Source organism: Candidatus Kinetoplastibacterium sorsogonicusi, assembly GCF_003072465.1.
GTDB lineage: Bacteria > Pseudomonadota > Gammaproteobacteria > Burkholderiales > Burkholderiaceae_B > Kinetoplastidibacterium > Kinetoplastidibacterium kentomonadis.
In genome coordinates this window covers 64021-82852 of sequence record NZ_CP025628.1, presented here as the reverse complement: position 1 = coordinate 82852, position 18832 = coordinate 64021, and the positions used below count along the sequence as shown (strand labels likewise).

16 protein-coding genes and 2 tRNA genes are annotated in these 18832 nt (G+C 25.5%); 7 read left to right on the top strand and 11 right to left on the bottom strand.

Features of this window, described 5'->3' with window-relative positions:
* Positions 1 to 75: 75 nt before the first annotated feature.
* Positions 76 to 1893, bottom strand: a complete 1818-nt coding sequence (locus tag CKSOR_RS00430; RefSeq protein WP_108673651.1) for an autotransporter assembly complex protein TamA — start codon at positions 1891 to 1893, stop codon at positions 76 to 78.
* Positions 1894 to 2757, bottom strand: a complete 864-nt coding sequence (locus tag CKSOR_RS00425) for an Mrp/NBP35 family ATP-binding protein (RefSeq protein WP_108673650.1) — start codon at positions 2755 to 2757, stop codon at positions 1894 to 1896. It lies immediately after the preceding gene.
* A 269-nt stretch (positions 2758 to 3026) separates the two neighbouring features.
* Here CKSOR_RS00425 and metG point away from each other — a divergent pair, with 269 nt between their 5' ends.
* From metG to thiS, 3 genes are read left to right on the top strand one after another with little or no spacing between them, the layout of a single operon-like run.
* Positions 3027 to 5099 carry a methionine--tRNA ligase gene (gene metG / locus CKSOR_RS00420; protein ID WP_108673649.1) on the top strand — a complete coding sequence of 691 codons (2073 nt, stop codon included), beginning with the start codon at positions 3027 to 3029 and terminating at the stop codon, positions 5097 to 5099.
* A 9-nt stretch (positions 5100 to 5108) separates the two neighbouring features.
* Positions 5109 to 6074 carry a pyridoxal-phosphate dependent enzyme gene (locus CKSOR_RS00415; protein WP_108673648.1) on the top strand — a complete coding sequence of 322 codons (966 nt, stop codon included), beginning with the start codon at positions 5109 to 5111 and terminating at the stop codon, positions 6072 to 6074.
* Positions 6075 to 6099: 25 nt separating this feature from the next.
* Positions 6100 to 6303, top strand: coding sequence for a sulfur carrier protein ThiS (thiS, locus tag CKSOR_RS00410; protein WP_234411226.1), 204 nt, complete (start codon positions 6100 to 6102; stop codon positions 6301 to 6303).
* 22 nt (positions 6304 to 6325) lie between these two features.
* On the opposite strand, the gene ffh is transcribed toward thiS, so the two are convergent.
* Positions 6326 to 7720 carry a signal recognition particle protein gene (gene ffh / locus CKSOR_RS00405; RefSeq protein WP_108673647.1) on the bottom strand — a complete coding sequence of 465 codons (1395 nt, stop codon included), beginning with the start codon at positions 7718 to 7720 and terminating at the stop codon, positions 6326 to 6328.
* A 73-nt stretch (positions 7721 to 7793) separates the two neighbouring features.
* On the bottom strand, positions 7794 to 9692 hold the full coding sequence (gene htpG, locus CKSOR_RS00400) for a molecular chaperone HtpG (RefSeq protein WP_108673646.1): 1899 nt from the start codon (positions 9690 to 9692) through the stop codon (positions 7794 to 7796).
* Between the two features lie 115 nt (positions 9693 to 9807).
* On the opposite strand from htpG, the gene CKSOR_RS00395 reads away from it, so the two are divergent.
* Positions 9808 to 9892, top strand: a tRNA-Leu gene (locus CKSOR_RS00395).
* Between the two features lie 8 nt (positions 9893 to 9900).
* Here the strand turns inward: CKSOR_RS00395 and CKSOR_RS00390 are convergent.
* Genes CKSOR_RS00390 through queC form a run of 3 tightly spaced genes read right to left on the bottom strand, consistent with a single transcriptional unit; the run spans position 9901 to position 13629 of the window.
* The gene (locus CKSOR_RS00390) at positions 9901 to 10974 is read right to left on the bottom strand and encodes an AI-2E family transporter (RefSeq protein WP_108673645.1); all 1074 of its coding nucleotides are present in this window, start codon (positions 10972 to 10974) and stop codon (positions 9901 to 9903) included.
* Between the two features lie 22 nt (positions 10975 to 10996).
* A complete protein-coding gene (gene ilvD, locus CKSOR_RS00385; RefSeq protein ID WP_108673644.1) occupies positions 10997 to 12850 on the bottom strand; it encodes a dihydroxy-acid dehydratase in 1854 nt (617 codons plus the stop codon).
* Positions 12851 to 12903: 53 nt separating this feature from the next.
* A complete protein-coding gene (gene queC / locus CKSOR_RS00380; RefSeq protein ID WP_108673643.1) occupies positions 12904 to 13629 on the bottom strand; it encodes a 7-cyano-7-deazaguanine synthase QueC in 726 nt (241 codons plus the stop codon).
* A 130-nt stretch (positions 13630 to 13759) separates the two neighbouring features.
* Here queC and CKSOR_RS00375 point away from each other — a divergent pair, with 130 nt between their 5' ends.
* The gene (locus CKSOR_RS00375) at positions 13760 to 14356 is read left to right on the top strand and encodes a carbonic anhydrase (RefSeq protein ID WP_108673642.1); all 597 of its coding nucleotides are present in this window, start codon (positions 13760 to 13762) and stop codon (positions 14354 to 14356) included.
* Positions 14357 to 14359: 3 nt separating this feature from the next.
* On the opposite strand, the gene CKSOR_RS00370 is transcribed toward CKSOR_RS00375, so the two are convergent.
* From CKSOR_RS00370 to prfA, 4 genes are read right to left on the bottom strand one after another with little or no spacing between them, the layout of a single operon-like run.
* A complete protein-coding gene (locus CKSOR_RS00370) occupies positions 14360 to 14926 on the bottom strand; it encodes a UbiX family flavin prenyltransferase (protein ID WP_108673641.1) in 567 nt (188 codons plus the stop codon).
* Entirely contained in the window at positions 14926 to 15234 is a 309-nt protein-coding gene (gene grxD, locus CKSOR_RS00365) for a Grx4 family monothiol glutaredoxin (protein ID WP_108673640.1), read from the bottom strand. Before grxD ends, CKSOR_RS00370 begins: the two co-directional genes overlap by 1 nt.
* 16 nt (positions 15235 to 15250) lie before the next feature.
* Positions 15251 to 16057: a peptide chain release factor N(5)-glutamine methyltransferase gene (prmC, locus tag CKSOR_RS00360; RefSeq protein WP_108673639.1), complete on the bottom strand. Its 807-nt coding sequence runs from the start codon at positions 16055 to 16057 to the stop codon at positions 15251 to 15253.
* Between the two features lie 10 nt (positions 16058 to 16067).
* Complete coding sequence (gene prfA / locus CKSOR_RS00355) at positions 16068 to 17144, bottom strand: peptide chain release factor 1 (protein ID WP_108674206.1); 1077 nt, start codon at positions 17142 to 17144, stop codon at positions 16068 to 16070.
* Between the two features lie 221 nt (positions 17145 to 17365).
* Between prfA and CKSOR_RS00350 the strand changes: the two genes are divergently transcribed.
* Positions 17366 to 17441: transfer RNA gene (locus tag CKSOR_RS00350), tRNA-Phe, on the top strand.
* Between the two features lie 163 nt (positions 17442 to 17604).
* The gene (gene argJ / locus CKSOR_RS00345; RefSeq protein ID WP_108673638.1) at positions 17605 to 18831 is read left to right on the top strand and encodes a bifunctional glutamate N-acetyltransferase/amino-acid acetyltransferase ArgJ; all 1227 of its coding nucleotides are present in this window, start codon (positions 17605 to 17607) and stop codon (positions 18829 to 18831) included.
* Position 18832: the final 1 nt, after the last annotated feature.

The following is an 18832-nucleotide window of genomic DNA, read 5'->3' as shown; positions in this document are numbered from 1 at the left end:
AGAAAATAAGAAATATTAAAATAAATAATCTAATACAAAATAAGATAATTTTTTTAAAAAAATTCCGTATCTCTATCAAAATGAAATTCCTAAAGAAAAATGTAATTTAAATTTTTTTTCACGATGTCCATAAGCTAAATCAAATAGCAAAGGTCCAGCAGGCGTTAAAAATCTCATACCTAAACCATAACCACTTGCAAATTTCATATCTAAAAATGATAGTGATGCATCTCCAGCATCTATAAAAATACCTATGCCAAGACGTTTATTAAAATAATGGTCATATCCTGAACTAAATATAGCAAGTGAAGAAACTCCTTCCATAGAATTTTCATATTTAGAACCTAAACTATGGTAACTATAACCTCTAATAGCTCTAGTTCCTCCAGTACGAAAACTAAAATCATTATATATCTGTGTATGCTCTTTCCAAATTTTACCAATTTCACTTCTAAATGTAATTACATCATATTTTGCAATAGGAAACCATTTTTGTAATTTAATTTTTGATAAACAGTAAGGATGAAATTTATTTAAAGTAATTCCAGCTCCACATCTTAAAGATAATAAGCTTCCTTGTCTGGTATTATATTTATTATCTACATTTCTTCTTATCCATTCTGATGTTAAATTTAATGATGGTAAATTAAGAATATTACCTGTTTTAGATTTGACAATATCATGTGCTAATATAGATCCTATTCTATTATCATATTGGATTTTTCTATCTGACAAACCACTATAAATAGTTTCTTGTTTTGATCTAGTAAAACCAAAAGCAATTCTTTTGACATCTAAACCATTACTATTTGATCTATCGAATAATATACCCATAGAATCATTACTCATATTGGCATTTGGAAGTAAATCAAAATCTAAAAATATTTTTTGTCTAAAACGATCTAAACCAAAACCAGTAGATAATGATGTAGGAATTCCCATAATAATATTTTTCTTATAAATGGATTCTAAGCGAATTCCTGCATTACTATCTATACCAATAGATGAAGACATATGAATTGTAGGTACTTCAGAAACAGAAATATGAATAGGCAAGGTTAAGCTTTTTAAATTATTAATATTATAATTTTTCGAACTAGAATGATATTTTGATATATTATATTTATCAATATATGAATTATCAATATAGACAAAAGCTCCATGAAAAAATTTTAAAGATTGTAATTTTTGTTGCCAATTATTTAAAATTTCTTGCTTAAATTCATCTCCTTCATTATACCTAATATAATTATTTATAAATTTTGGTGGAATTTTTTTAAAACCATGGAAATGTATAGGACCCATGAAAATTTCAGGTCCACTATCTATTTCAATGTGTAAAGAAGCAAAAGAATCATCTTTATTAATTAAAACATATGAATTTATTATCTTTGCCAATAAAAAATTATTTGAAGATATAGAGTTTAATAAATATGATTTTGCTTTATTCCAATTATCATTAATAAAAGGATCTCCAATTTTTAAAGGACAATTTTTTTTTAAAATTTGCAATCTATTATCAAATTTTTGATTTTGAATAGCACCTTTAAAACATATATCTATATTAGATATAATAGTACGATCACCAGGATCTATAGAAAACAACCAAATTTCTTGTTCATTATTAATATAAATATTTAAATCAACAATAGGAGAAAAATAACCATCTGAAGCTAAAGCAGAAATAGCTGCATTTCTAGCATAATATCTTAATAGATCTGTCTCCTTACTATCTTTAAATAATATAGCAACAGAATTAACAGAATTTTCAATTATTTTGATAGTATCTGGTGTAATAATTTTAGATTTGATTATAAAAGATGGACAACTAGCTTCTGCATTACTAATAATAGAAAAAAATATAAGAAAAAATAAAGTTATATTTAAATTCATTTATTTAGATTTATACATTTTTTTGAAAAAAATAGGAATTTTTCCTTCTTTTGAATGATTTTTTTCCTGTTCTAAATTATTTAATATTGATAATTTATTAACAATTTTTTTTGCAATATTTAAAAATATAGAAGAAATTTCATTATCAACATTATTACATGATTCAATGATCCCATTATCTAAATTCTTCATCATTTCTATACTAAATGGTATATTTCCTAAAAGATCTACATTATATTTTTTCGAAATAAATTGACCTCCATTTTTACTAAAAATATTTTCACTATTACCACAATATGCGCATTTAAAATTTGACATATTCTCTATTACTCCTAACATAGGTATATTAAACTTTTTCATCATTAGCATACTTTTGTTCACATCACTAAGAGCTATATTTTGTGATGTAGTAATAATTATTGAGGTTACCTTTGGTAAGGCACTAATTAAACTAATTGAAATATCTCCAGTACCAGGTGGCATATCTAAGATTAAATAATCAATATTTTGCCATGTTGTTAAATATAACAATTGTTCTAAACATTTAGATGCCATGGGACCTCTCCACATTACAGGAGATTCTTCATCTATAAAAAAACCTATTGAATTAATTTGTAAGCCATGTGCTTGTATTGGATTAATTTTATTATTATCAAGTATATTTTTACTATCTTTAACTCCCAATAATAATGGAATACTAGGTCCATATATATCGGCATCTAATATTCCAACATTAGCACCCAATTTTGTTAATGCTAATGCTATGTTAACAGATATAGTACTTTTTCCTACACCACCTTTACCAGAAACAATTGCGATAATATTTTTTACATTATCTAATTTTTTTATATTATTAGAAACCATATATGAATTAAATTATATAGAAATATTTAAATTAATAAATTTGATTTGAAAAATATAAAATTTTATTTTCTAATAAAATTTTATATTTTCATTTATTTTATTGTTTTTTTACGAAAATTTATATGAAAAAATTAACTCTAAAAATTTTTTTAATAGTAACGTTTATATAGTTACTATTATTTTCAAAAAGCATATAATGAATATATTAAAATAAAATTGTAGTATAAAATATTATATAAACTTTATTCAATCTTTTAAAAATATAAAAAATGCAAAGAACTATTTTTGTAACAACAGCTCTACCTTATGCTAATGGGGAATTACATATAGGTCATATCATGGAATATATACAAGCTGACATTTGGGTAAGATCTATGAGAATGTCAAAACATACTGTATATTTTATTGGAGCAGACGATGCACATGGTGCACCTATTATGTTAAAAGCTGAAAAAGAAGGTATTACTCCAGAAGAATTAGTTAAACGTTATACAACAAACAGACAACAATATTTTAAAGGGTTTTATATTAGTTTTGACCATTGGGATACAACTTTATCTAAAGAAAATAAAGATTTATCTTGTAAATTTTATAAAGAACTAAAAAAACAAGGTCTAATATATAGTAAATTTATAGATCAATTTTATGATCCTATGAAAGATATGTTTTTATCTGATAGATATATAAGAGGCACTTGTCCAGAATGTAATGCAAATGATCAATATGGTGATTCTTGTGAAAAATGTGGTTCAGTATATTCTCCAATGGATTTAATAAATCCATATTCTTCATTAACTGGTGAAAAACCAATAATTAAGTCTTCTGAACATTTTTTCTTTAAATTATCAGATCCTAAATGTGTAAATTTTCTAGAAACTTGGGTACATGGAAAAAATAGGCATGGACAATTACACCTTCAAGAAGAAGTTTCATCAAAAATTAAGGAATGGTTAAATATTGTTGATAATAAAATTCTTATAAAAGATTGGGACATATCACGTGATGCTCCATATTTTGGTATAGAAATACCTGATACTAAAGATAAATTTTTTTATGTATGGCTTGATGCTCCAATTGGATATTTGTCATCATTCAAAATATATTGTGAAAAAAACAATATCAATTTTGATGAAATAATAAAACCAGATAGTAATATTGAACAAATACATTTTATAGGAAAAGATATAACATATTTTCATGCTTTATTTTGGCCTGCTATGACAAATTTTGCTATGTATAAAGTTCCAGATAGATTAAATGTACATGGATTTATTACTATAAATAATGAAAAAATGTCTAAAAGTAGAGGTACTGGATTATCTCCTTTAAAGTATCTTAATATAGGAATGAATCCAGAATGGTTAAGATACTATTTAGCAACTAAACTAAATGGAACAATTGCAGATATTGATTTTAATAAAAAAGATTTTATTAATCGTATTAATAGTGATCTAGTTGGTAAATTTGCAAACCTTGCAAGCCGTTCTTCTAAATTTATTAATGAATATTTTCAAGGGATTCTATATTATGACGATAACACTAAATTATCATTACAAAATGAAATAATAAATTTTATTGAAAAAATTAAATTACTTTTTGAAAATCATAATTATAGTAAATCATTAAGAGAAATTATGTCTTTTAATGATTCAGCAAATAAGGATTTTGACAAAGCTAAACCTTGGTTGATAGCAAAAGAAATTAATTTTAATCAATTTTTAAAAAATCAATTACATTTAACTTGTTCTATAGCCTTGGCAAAATTTAGAGCAATATCAATTGCTTTATCACCAGTCTTACCTAATATTTCAGCAAATATTGCAAAAAATGTATTTGGTAATAAAAATGAATTTATATGGCAAGATGCTCATATATTGCCATATAAAATAAATCATTTTAAACATTTAATTAATAGAATAGATGAAAAAATTATGGAAAAATTGTTTGATTCTAATGATACATCAGATCAAAAAAATCATAATGATGTAAATATAATTAATAATAACTATATTACTATTGAAGATGTAGCAAAAATAGATATGCGTGTTGCAAAAATTATAGATTGTCATGAAATCATAAATTCAGAAAAAATGTTATCCTTTACTTTAGATATAGGACAAAATAAATATATAACAGTTTTTTCTGGTATTAAAAATTCTTATGATCCTGAATCTTTAATAGGTAAATTCACAATTGTCATTGTAAATTTACAACCACGAAAAATGAGGTTTGGTATATCAGAAGGCATGATATTAGCTGCATCAGATAGCAATGATAAAAACGATAAAATATATCTATTAGAACCACATAATGGCGCATATGCCGGCATGAAAATTAAATAAATTTATTATATGCAAAATATATCCTCTAAACATGACATAATAGTAGCAGCTAATAATTTGAAAAATATAATTTTTGAAACGCCTATTATTAATTCATTATTAATAGATGATATGTTAAGAATGAAGGTATTTTTTAAATGTGAAAATCTACAACATACAGGATCTTTTAAATTTCGTGGTGCTTTTAATGCCGTTTCTAATGTAAATTTACATGATAAAAAAAGAGGTATTGTTAGTTTTTCCTCTGGAAATCATGGACAAGCTATGTCTTTAGCTTGTAAAATATTAAAATATGATTCTACAATTTTGATGCCAATAGATGCTCCGTTAATAAAAATTAATGGAGCAAAATATTATGGAAGTAATGTTATATTTTATAACAGATATACTGATGATCGTGAAAAAATTAGTCAAGATATTATTTTAGAAAAAGGATTTTCATTAATTTCTCCATATGATAATAATGATGTAATATCTGGAGCAGGTACTATTGCAAAAGAAATTTTTGAAAAAATTAAAAATATAGATGCTATAATGATACCATTAGGAGGAGGTAGTTTACTGTCTGGGTGTGCTACTTACATACGTTCTATCAATTCTAAATGCAAAATTTATGGTATTGAACCAGAAAATGGTAATGATGGACAAATTTCTTTTAGAAACAAATCTTTAACAAAAATAAATGTACCAAATACTATAGCAGATGGAGCACAAACACAACAAATTGGGTATAAAAATTTTGAAATTATAAAAAAATATGTTGATGATATATTTACTGTAAAAGATTCAGAAATTATTAATGCTATGAACATTATAGCTCAATACAGTAAATTAATTGTAGAACCAACAGGTGCTATGGGCTTGGCATTTTTATTAAAACATAAAGAAAAATTTTTTCATAAAAATGTTGTTATAATATTAAGTGGAGGTAATATTGATATAAATAAATTTTGTCAATTAATAAATAAAAATTGAGAATATATAAAATTTGGATTTTAATATGATAAATATTACATTAAACGGTCAAATAAAAAAATTTCGACGAGATATAACCATATCTGAATTATTAATCATCATTGATGAAGCAAATAATAAAATAGCAGTCGAAAAAAATGGTGAAGTAGTACCTAATAGTTTGCATGCAACAACATCATTAAAAAATAATGATGTTGTTGAAATAATAAGAGCTGTTGGTGGAGGATAGTAAAGTATCCTAAATATTTCTTTTATTTAAGTAAATCTTTTATATTAAATGGCATATTTTTTAATATTTTATTAAAATTACCTTTATGAAATTTTTTCATTATTTCTTGTACATTCTTAAATTGAGAAATTAATTTATTGATGTCTTGAACGTTAACACCTGCTCCTTTAGCAATACGTTTTTTTCTTGATGATTTTAAAATATCTGGATTTTCACGTTCATATGGAGTCATAGAAAAAATAATTGCTTGTATTTTAGACAAATGATTATTAGTATCCATATTTTCTGATACAGGCAACATATTTTTTATATTTAAAGGTAACTTATCTAAAATGGTATTTATATTTCCTAATTTTTTAGTTTGTAAAATGTAATCATTAAAATCATTAAAATTGAATTTAGTGCCACTATTTATTTTATCTATTAATTTTTTTGCTTGTATTTTATCTATACGTTCTTTAGTTTCTTCAAAAATAGAGATTATATCTCCCATACCTAATATTCTTTTTGCAATTCTATCAGGATAAAAAATTTCTAATCCATCAATTTTTTCAGAATTACCAATAAATTTAATTGGTTTACCAATAACATGTCTAACTGATAAAGATGCACCACCTCTAGCATCTCCATCCATTTTAGTTAAAATAATTCCAGTAATTGGTAAAAATTTTAGAAAATTTTTAGCAGATATGATTGCATCTTGACCTTGCATAGAATCAAGTATAAATAATGTTTCTACTGGTTTTAAAATATTATATATATGATAAATTTCATTCATCATATATTCATCTATACTAATTCTACCAGCTGTATCTACTATTAATACATCATAGTAATATTTTTTAGCATAATCCAAAGCTTCTTGCGTAATTTTTTCAGGATCATAATTTTCAGAAATGGAAAAAAAATCAGCACCTACTTTATTTGCAAGTATTTTTAATTGTTCTATAGCTGCTGGTCTATATATATCAACACTTGTTAATAAAACTTTTTTCTTTCCAGTATTTTTTCCATTTTTTAAATGTTTACCTTTTATAAGCCAATTTGCTAATTTAGCAGTAGTAGTCGTTTTACCAGACCCCTGCATACCACATATTAAAATTACTGCAGGTGGAATAGTTGTAAGAGAAATTTCATTAGAATAATCACCAAGATCATTGCCTATAATATCAGATAATTCTTTATATACTAGCCCAACCATAGTCTGTCCAGGTGTTAAACTATCTAAGACAGATGATCCTAATGATTTTTCTTTTATACGAAAAATTAACTCTTTTACTACGGAAAGCGCTACATCAGCTTCCAATAATGCTTTTCTAATTTCTCTTAAAATTTCTTCTGTATTCTTTTCTGTTAAACGAGCTTCACCTTTTAATTTTTTAATAATATTAGATAATCTTTGAGTTAAATTATTCATATTTTTATTTTATATTCCAATTACTAGTTTAGTATGTTGTTTAATATAATAAACTAGTAATTGAATTCATAATTTATTTAACGATAAAATGATTTATATTTTTTATAAATTCTGAAAAATCTGGTAATTGTCCTCCAGCTAATAGTAAAGATTGATCAAAAATAATATTTGCCATTTCCTTAAATTCATTATCACCCAATGTTTTCATATATTCTAAAATAGGATGTTTAGGATTAACTTCAAGTATAGGTTTAGTAAAATTTGGGTTTTGTCCTGCATTTTTTAAAATTTGAATCATATGTGGACTTAAATCATTTTTACCAACAACAATACAAGCTGGTGAATCAACTAAACGATTTGATACTAATACGTCTTTTACTTTATCCGATAGAACTTCTTTAATATTTTTGATAAATTCTTTTGAAGAATCTATTAGCTCTTTTTGTTCAACTTTATCTTTTTCATCAATAAAATTACTTAAATCTAAATCTGATTTTGCTATTGAAATTAATTTTTTTTCTTGAAAATCCTGCAAATAAGAAAGCATCCATTCATCAATACGATCAGATAAAAGTAATACCTCTATATTTTTTTTGCGAAATATTTCTATATGAGGACTATTAATAGCAGCTTCATAAGAATCTGCTGTAATGTAATAAATATCATTTTGATTTTCTTTCATCCTTGAAACATAATCTATTAATGATACTTTTTGTGAATTATCTTGAGAATTAGTAGAAGCAAATCTTAATAACTTAGATAAACGTAATTTATTATTAAAATCTTCTCCTATACCTTCTTTAAGAATTTGTCCAAATTCATTCCAAAATAATAGATAATCTTCATGTTTATTATTTGCAATATCCTCTAATAAAGATATGACTCTTTTAGTAGAGCTATCTTTTATAATTTTAATATATCTACTTTCTTGTAAAATTTCTCGAGAAATATTTAAAGGTAAATCAGAAGCATCAATAATACCTTTAACAAAACGTAAAAAATTAGGTAATAATTGATCAGAATCGTCCATTATAAATACTTTTTTTACATATAATTTTAAATTACTTTTATGATCACGTTCCCATAAATCAAATTGTGATTTTTTAGGTATAAATAATAGTTGTGTATATTCATGATTACCTTCAACATGATTATGAGTCCAAGCTAATGGATCGTTAAAATCATTAAAAGTAGTTTTATAAAAATCAATATATTGTTCATTAGTAATATCTGTTTTATTTCTTGCCCACAATGCATTAGCAATATTTATAATTTCTAGCTGATCAGTAATAATTTGTTCTTTTTTTTCTTCATTCCATTCTTCTTTAAACATTTTTATAGGTAAAGAAATATGATTTGAAAATCGTCTTACTATATCTCTAATTTTCCATCCATTTAAAAATTCATTTTCATCTGCTTTTAAATGTAAGATTACATCAGTACCTGAAGATTTTTTATTAGTATAATTTATAGAAAATTCACCCTCACCATTAGATTCCCAGCAAATAGCTTGATTTTCTTCTACATTAAATTTACGACTAATTACTGATACTTGATCTGCGACAATAAATGCAGAATAAAAACCTACCCCAAATTGACCAATTAAATTTGAGTCTTTTTGTTTATCGCCAGTCAATTTAGAAAAAAAATCTTTAGTACCTGATCGTGCAATAGTACCCAAATTTTCGATAGCCTCTTCACGATTTAAACCAATTCCATTATCAGAAATAGTAATTGTACCTTTTTCTTTACTATAAGTAATAATAATACTCAAATCTTTATTATTTAGTAGACTTGAATTTTCAATAGATTCAAATCTTAATTTATCACAAGCATCTGATGCATTAGATATTAATTCTCTTAAAAAAATTTCTTTATTACTATAAAGAGAATGAATCATTAGATGTAATAGCTGTTTGACTTCTGTTTGAAAACTAATAGTTTCTTTTGCTAAATTATTATTTTTTGTCATAATATATAATTAAATTGTTAAATTAATATCAAATAAAAAGTTTAATAAAAAATAGATTTTTTAATAAATAAAATTCTTATGTTATAATTATAATATTGTTCTATATGATTGAATAGCCCAGGTGGTGAAATAGGTAGACGCATGGGACTCAAAATCCCACGCCGCAAGGCATGCCGGTTCGATTCCGGCCCTGGGCACCATATTAAAATTATGCTTTATTAGTGCTGTTTAATATAATGTTCTTAATCCATTCTCTCCAAAGAGAAACTAATAAAGCCATTAAAACTGGTCCAACAAATAATCCTATAATACCCATAGTTTTAATACCTCCAACTAAACCAAAAAAAGTAGGTAAAAAAGGTAATTTTACTGGTCCTCCTACTAAACGTGGTCTTAGAGTTTTATCAACAATAAATAATTCAGTAGTACCCCATAGAAATAACATAATACCTGCAAAATTATTAGATGTACTAATTAAATACAAAGATACTAATGTAAAAGATATAGGAGCACCACCTGGAATTAAAGCCATAAAACAAGTTATAACACCTAATAATACAGGAGATGGTACATTTGCTAACCAATATGCAAATCCAAGTACAACACCTTCACCTAATGCAATTAATCCCATGCCTGTAAAAGTAGCATTTATAGTAGCAGGTACCATTCTAGATAAATTATACCATCTATCTTGTAATATTAATTCACCTATTAAATCTAATTGAGAAACAATTGATCTGCCATCTTTATAAACAAAAAATAATATTATAAGCATGAAAAGTATATTTAACACTAGATGAAAAGTATTACCAGTAGCAGAAATTATCATCCTATAAATATTTCCTAGATTTTCTCCACTTATTACTTTAACTAATTTTCCAATTGCATAAGGTTCTCCTATATAAAAATTCCATATATCTTCTAATTTTTCTCCTAATATAGGTATAGATATAATCCAACTCGGTGGTGCAATACCATTTTTATTGGATTCTAATGCCCATACAATAAAAACACTTGCTTCTTGTACAGCATATAATAATGCAAAACAAATAGGCATTACTATTAATAGGATAACTAATAATAATATAACAGAAGCTGCTATTTGGTTATTATTTTTAAAAAAATATAATAAACGTTTATATATTGGCCAACTTGCAAAACCAATTATTAATGCTGTTAAAATCGGTATTAAAAATACGTGTAAAAAATATAACCCAGCAAGAATAATTAATAACAATGAAAATCTAGTAATAAAGAAAGAAGGTATTATAGGATTAATCATAAATTTTTAAAAAATATATTAATTATGTTTTGATTTGTGATATATCTCTTACAGCACCACAATCAGCTGAAGTTGCAAGAGCAGCATATGCTTGTAATGCTAAAGATACTTTACGATTTCTGTTAATAGGTTTCCATGCCATATTTCCTTTAGATTGCATTAACATTTTACGATTATCTAAGATATCATCTGTAACATTTAAATGAATTTTTCTATTTGGTATATCTATATTAATAGTATCTCCATTTTCTATAAGTGCTATTAATCCACCTTGAGCTGCTTCTGGAGAAACATGTCCTATAACTAATCCAGATGAACCTCCAGAAAATCTACCATCAGTTATTAAAGCACAAACTTTACCTAATCCTTTAGACTTTAAATATGAAGTGGGATATAACATTTCTTGCATACCAGGGCCACCTTTTGGACCTTCATATCTAATTACTACAATGTCACCTGGATATATTAAATCTCCTAAAATTGCAGCAACTGCAGAATCTTGGCTTTCAAATACCTTTGCAGTACCATTAAATATTAATTGCGATTCATCTACACCAGCAGTTTTTACTATGCATCCGTTTATAGCTATATTTCCATATAAAACAGCTAAACCTCCATCTTTAGAATATGCATTTTGGATATTTCTAATACAACCACTTACTCGATCTGTATCTAATGAATCAAATAGTTGATTTTGACTAAAAGCTTCAGTAGTTTTAATTCCACCTGGAGCAGCTTTATAAAATGTTTCTACAAATTTATCTTTACTTTGATTTATATCCCAATTTTGAATAGCTTTGGATAAAGTTCCACAATATAAATTACTGACATTAGAATTTATTAAATTTGCTTTATCCAATTCAGCAAGAATACCAATAATACCACCAGCTCTATGTACATCTTCTATATGATATTTATTTGTAGCAGGAGCAGCTTTACAAATACAAGGCACTTTTCGTGATATTTGATCAATATCTTTCATGGAAAAATCTACATTTGCTTCTTTAGCAATTGCTAATAAATGTAAAACAGTATTAGTAGATCCACCCATAGCTACATCTAATGCTATAGCATTTTCAAAAGCATTTTTATTTGCTATATTTCTTGGTAATACTGAATAATCATTTTTGATATAAAATTTTTCGCATAGTTCTACTATTAACTTGCCTGCATTTTTAAAAAGTTCTTTTCTAAACGCATGTGTTGCCAATAAAGTACCATTACCAGGTAATGCTAATCCTATTGCTTCAGTTAAACAATTCATGGAATTTGCTGTGAACATACCAGAACATGAACCACATGTTTGACAAGCATTTTGTTCTGTTTGTTTTACTAGCTCATCACTAACATTAGGATCTCCAGCTACTATCATTGCATCTACTAAATCAATTTTTGATATTTTGCCATTAGTATTTATGATTTTACCTGCTTCCATTGGTCCACCAGATACAAAAATAGTAGGTATATTGATTCTCATAGCTGCCATTAACATACCTGGAGTAATCTTATCACAGTTTGAAATACAAACCATAGCATCAGCACAATGAGCATTAACCATATATTCTACAGAATCAGCAATTAATTCCCTTGATGGTAATGAATATAGCATACCATCATGTCCCATAGCTATACCATCATCAATAGCAATAGTATTAAATTCTTTAGCAATACCTCCATTATTTTCTATTTCATCTGCAACTAATTTACCTAAATTACGCAAATGTACATGACCTGGAACAAATTGTGTAAACGAATTTACTACAGCAATAATTGGTTTCCCAAAATCACTATCTTTCACCCCAGTTGCACGCCATAAAGCACGTGCTCCAGCCATATTTCTACCATGTGTTGAAGTATGAGAACGATATTTTGGCATAAATTTACCTATTAAAAATTAAATTAATTAATGATACTGATATTTAACAGAATTTAATGTTTTTTGATCAAATTCCATTCTATCCAACCATTTCTACGTAATATACAAGCTGGGCATTTTCCACAACCATAACCCCACTCATATCGGTTAGAACGATCTCCTAAATAACAAGTATGACTGTACTCTAATATTATATTAACAAGAAGTTCTTTACCAATACTATATGCTAATTTCCAAGAATAAGCTTTATTAATATGCATCAATGGTGTTTGAATTTTTAAATTCATGTTTCCTAAACCGATTTTTAATGCATTTTCCATAGATATAACAGATCTTTCTGTACAATCTGGATAATTAGAAAAATCAGATTCACACATGCCACCAATTATTACATTTATATTTTTAACAAAACATAATGATGCAGCAGCTGTTAAGAAAAGTAAATTCCTTCCTGGCACAAAAGTACTTGGAATATTATTATGATCATATGTGATCTTATTAACTTCAGTCAAAGATGTTTTGCATAATTTTTTTATAAAATCAATTTCTAATATAGTATCTGTACCTATTTTTTTAGAAAAATTTGGAAATTTTTTTTTTATAGCATTTATTATATTTTTTCGAGCTTCCATTTCTACAATATGTCTTTGACCATAGTTAAATCCTATAGTTTCTACATAATCATAATTATCTAATGCCCAAGCTAAGCAAATACTAGAATCTTGACCGCCAGAAAACAAACTAACGCTGATGTGTGATTTTTTTCCATATATAACCAAAAAAAATAATTAAATAACAAAGATTTATAGATTATAAAGTATAATCTATAAAAAGATATTTAAATAAATAATTGACTTTTGATGAAATTTGTAATGAAGTATATAATAAATTAATAGAACAATTTCTAATATGATTCCTAATAAATTACTAGATGGATATAAATATTTTATAAAAAATAAATTTAAAAAAGAACAAATAAAATATAAAAATCTTGCTTTGCATGGACAAAAACCAGAATGTATGATAATTAGTTGTTGTGATTCACGGGTATCACCAGAAGTAATTTTTAATGTTAATCCTGGTGAAATGTTTGTAATAAGGAATGTAGCCAATATTGTGCCTCCTTATGATAAAGATCATAAAACTTCTTATCATGGTACTAGTGCTGCTATAGAATTTGCGGTTAATGTATTGAATATAAAACATATTATTGTACTTGGTCATGCTTCCTGTGGTGGAATAGCTTCTTTACTAAATGATAGACAAAGTAATCATGAAACAGAATTAATAGATACTTGGATGTCACAAATTAAAAATATTGTAAAAAATATACCATTTATATCTCAAGATTATATAAAAGAATTAGAAATATCTGTTATTAAATATAGTATGAAGAATTTATTATCATTTCCATATATTTTAAGAAAAGTTAACAATAAAGAATTAACTATCCATGGAGCTTATTTTCGTATATATGATGGATTATTATTAAATATATATGATTAAAATTTAAATTCCTTGCCAAATTTTTTGTGGTATGTTGATATCAAATAGTTTTAGTACTCTTGCAATAGTATTATATACACTATCTTCTATTGAAGAAGGATGATTATAAAATGTAATTAAAGGAGGAAAAATTATTCCACCTATTTCTGTTATAGTAGCCATATTTTTAATATGAATTAAATTCAATGGAGCTTCTATTGGTAGTAAAACTAATCTTCTTCTTTCTTTTAATGTAACATCAGCAGATCTAGTTATTAAGTTATCAGAAATTCCGTTTGCTATAGCAGCCAATGTTCTCATAGAACATGGTGCTATAATCATTCCTGTAATATCAAAAGAACCACTAGCTACTGGTGCAGTAATATCATTAATTTTATATGTATAATCAGCTAAATCATGAAAATCTTTAATGCATAAATTAGTTTCATATTTTGCACTAATTAATCCAGGATTAGATATAATTAAATGAGTTTCAATCAAATCTATTTTTTTTAGTAGACGCAATATATTCAAAGCATATATTGCACCTGTAGCACCTGTAATTGCAATAAGTATTCTTTTTTGTACCATTATTTATTTAAAATATTAAGTAATTCACCACTATCATGTAATTCTATTATAATATCAGTGCCACCAATAAATTGTTGATTTATATATAATTGTGGAATCGTTGGCCAATTAGAAAATTTTTTAATACCTTGTCTAATATTATCATCTTCTAGAACATTTATACATACAAAATCAATATCATAACCTTTTAAAATTTGAACTGCTTTACCAGAAAAACCACACATAGGAAATTGTTTTGTACCTTTCATAAATAAAACAATATTATTTTCTTTTATAATTGTTTGGAAAAAATTGTTAATATCTTTCATATAGTTAACTTTATATTTAATATGGAAAATAACCACCACAAATTCGATCAATACCATTAAGATCTTTTTTAGATATTATATTAATAAAATTATTATTTTTCATAATATGATACACATCTTTAGATTGATTAAACCCATGTTCTACCCAAATCATAGAGCCAGGTTTTAAAAATTTTACAGATTCACTAATTATAGTATAAAAAGCAGATAAACCATCTAATCCTCCTATTAAAGCTATATTAGGTTCAAATCTTAAATCTCCAATATTTAAATGTGTATCATTATTAGAAATATAAGGTGGATTTGATAAAATTAAATCAAATTTTTGGTTATATATAGATTTAAACCAATCACTACATAAAAATTTAATATCTACATTAAAATTTTTAGCATTTTTTTTAGCAACATTTAAAGCTTTTTCACTAATATCACAAGCCCATATCTCTGCATCAGGTCTATTTATAGCAATAGATATAGCTATAATACCACTACCTGTTCCTAAATCAAGAATTTTTGGATTATTCATATTGGAAATAAATTCTAAAGAAGTATCTACCAAAAGTTCTGTATCAGGTCTAGGAATTAAAACATCAGAATTAATTAAAAAATTATGCCCATAAAATTCTCTAGATCCTATAATATAAGATATTGGTTCTCCATTTAATCTTTTTTGTAATAATTTGTAATAAGGATCTGCTTTTATAAACATTTCATCAGCATGAGCAATTATCCAACTTTTAGGTTTTTTAAGTAAATATTCTAATAATATTAATCTTTCCGAAAAAGGTATTTTGTTTTCTTTTAATAAATTTTTTAATAACATTCAATTATATTTATTCATCTAAACTCAAAGAAGCTAATTTTTCAGCTTGGTTTTCTGATATTAGCGCATCAGTTAATTCATCTAAATTACCGTCTAATACAGATTGTAATTTATATAAAGTTAAATTAATTCTATGATCAGTAACTCTACCTTGAGGGAAATTATAGGTACGTATACGTTCTGATCGATCTCCAGTACCAACTAAATTTTTTCTCTCTGTTGCTTCTTTTGCTCTTTTTTCTTGAACTTCTTTATCTTTTAAACGTGCAGCTAAAATCTGCATAGCTTTTTCTTTATTTCTATGTTGAGATCTATCTTCTTGACATTCTACAACTAAACCTGTAGGAATATGGGTGATTCTAATAGCCGAATCAGTTTTATTGATATGTTGTCCACCAGCACCACTTGCTCTAAAAGTATCTATTCTTAAATCTTGATTATTAATTACAATATCTTTCATAGGATCAGCTTGTACCATAACAGCTACTGTACATGCTGAAGTATGAACTCTACCTTGCGATTCAGTCGCTGGTATTCTTTGTACTCTATGCGTACCTGATTCAAACTTAAGACGTCCATAAGCACCATGACCATCTATTTTTAAAATAGCTTCCTTATAACCACCTAAGTCTGAAGAACTACTTGATACTAATTCTGTATACCAATTTTTTTGCTCCGCATGTCTAATATACATTCTTAATAAATCTAAAGAAAAAAGAGCACTTTCATCTCCACCAGTACCTGCCCTAATTTCTAAAAATAAACTTTTATTATCTTCAGGATCTGATGGTAATAACAATATTTGTAATTCATTTTCAAGATTTTTGATACGTTTTTTAGATATCAATAATTCTTCTGAAGCTAATTCTTTCATTTCTTTATCATTTAAAAAAGATTCTATTTCTTTGATATTAGTTTCAAGTTTTACAAAATCTCTAAATTTATTAGCTATTAATTCTAATTCTGATCTTTCACATGATAATTTTCGAAATGTTTCGACATCAAAATTAGGCTCTGCTAATATATTATCAATTTCTTCAAGACGATTAGATAAATATTCTAATCTTTGACGTATAGATGATTTCATACTAAAAATACCAAAAAATAAGAAATGAATTTTAAAAAATATTAGATATTTATATTTCATAATAAATATCTATTTATTAAAATTATATAATATAATTTATAAAGAAAATTATTTTTTTAATATTTAAATTTGTAACATTATTTTATAAATATGTAATTTTTTTAAAATTTTTAATTTTTTTCTTGAGATATATACAAATTTTATATATAGTATTACCATATGGCTCGGTAGCTCAGTCGGTAGAGCAGAGGACTGAAAATCCTTGTGTCGGTGGTTCAATTCCGCCCCGAGCCACCATATTAATTCATAATTCTTCCACAATTCATAAATAAATTATTTTAGATTACTAAAAAATCTTTAGTTAATTAATATCAATTTTAATTTTAAAAATTAATATAAATAAAATAATATATTAAATATATTTTTTATTTGAAATATTCATATATTTAGGATAAAAATAATGGCAATAAATTTAATGGTACCTGATATTGATGATATTCATAATGTAGATGGTGTAAAAATCGGCATAGCTAGCGCAGGAATCAAAAAAACTAATAAAAATGATCTTACAATTTTTACATTTACAAGTGGTACAAATGTTGCTGGTGTTTTTACAAAAAATTTATTTTGTGCACCTCCTGTTCAAATATGTAAAAATCATTTAAATATAGAAGAACATTTTGCTGGTATGATCATAAATACTGGAATTGCTAACAGTGGTACTGGCACTAAAGGAATATATGATGCATTAAAAGTATGTGAATCTTTTTCTAAATTATTAAATGTTAATGTAGAAAAAATATTACCTTTTTCTACTGGAGTAATATTAGAAAATTTACCGTCTGATAAGATTATTCATGCTATACCTATAGCTATGGGCAATTTAACTAAAAACAACTGGTATAATGCTGCTCATAGTATTATGACAACTGATACTTTGCCAAAAATTTATTCTAAAAAAATAAAAATTAATAAAGAAGATGTAGTAATTACTGGAATTAGTAAAGGTGCTGGCATGATTATGCCAAATATGGCTACTATGTTAGCTTTTATTTGTACTGATATTGGAATAGATAAATCTTTACTTAATGATATGATAAAAGATATTGTTAAAGTATCGTTCAATGCTATTACTGTTGATGGAGATACTTCTACTAATGATTCATTTATAATTGCTGCTACAGGTAAATCTAAAATTTTTATTGAATCCAAAGAAAATATTTATTATTCACTTGTATTTAATGAATTAAAAAATGCTGCTATAGACTTAGCTCAAAAAATTATTAGAGATGGAGAAGGGGCTACAAAATTTGTAACTATTCAAGTTATTAATGCAAAAAATTCTATATTAGCAAAACAAGTAGGATATTCTATAGCAAATTCACCTTTAGTGAAAACAGCACTATATGCATCAGATCCAAATTTAGGTAGAATAATTTCTGCTATTGGTCAGACATGTTTGGAAGAAATAGATATAAATAAAATAGATATATATATAGGAAACCTTTTAATTTTAAAAAATGGCAGCAAATCTGAGAATTATATTGAAAAATTAGCAAAAAATATTATGTTAGAAAAAGAAATTGTATTTACAATTTCTTTAAATAATGGAATCATAAGTGAAACAATATATACATGTGATTTATCAAATCAATATATAGATATAAACGCTAATTATAGATCTTAAA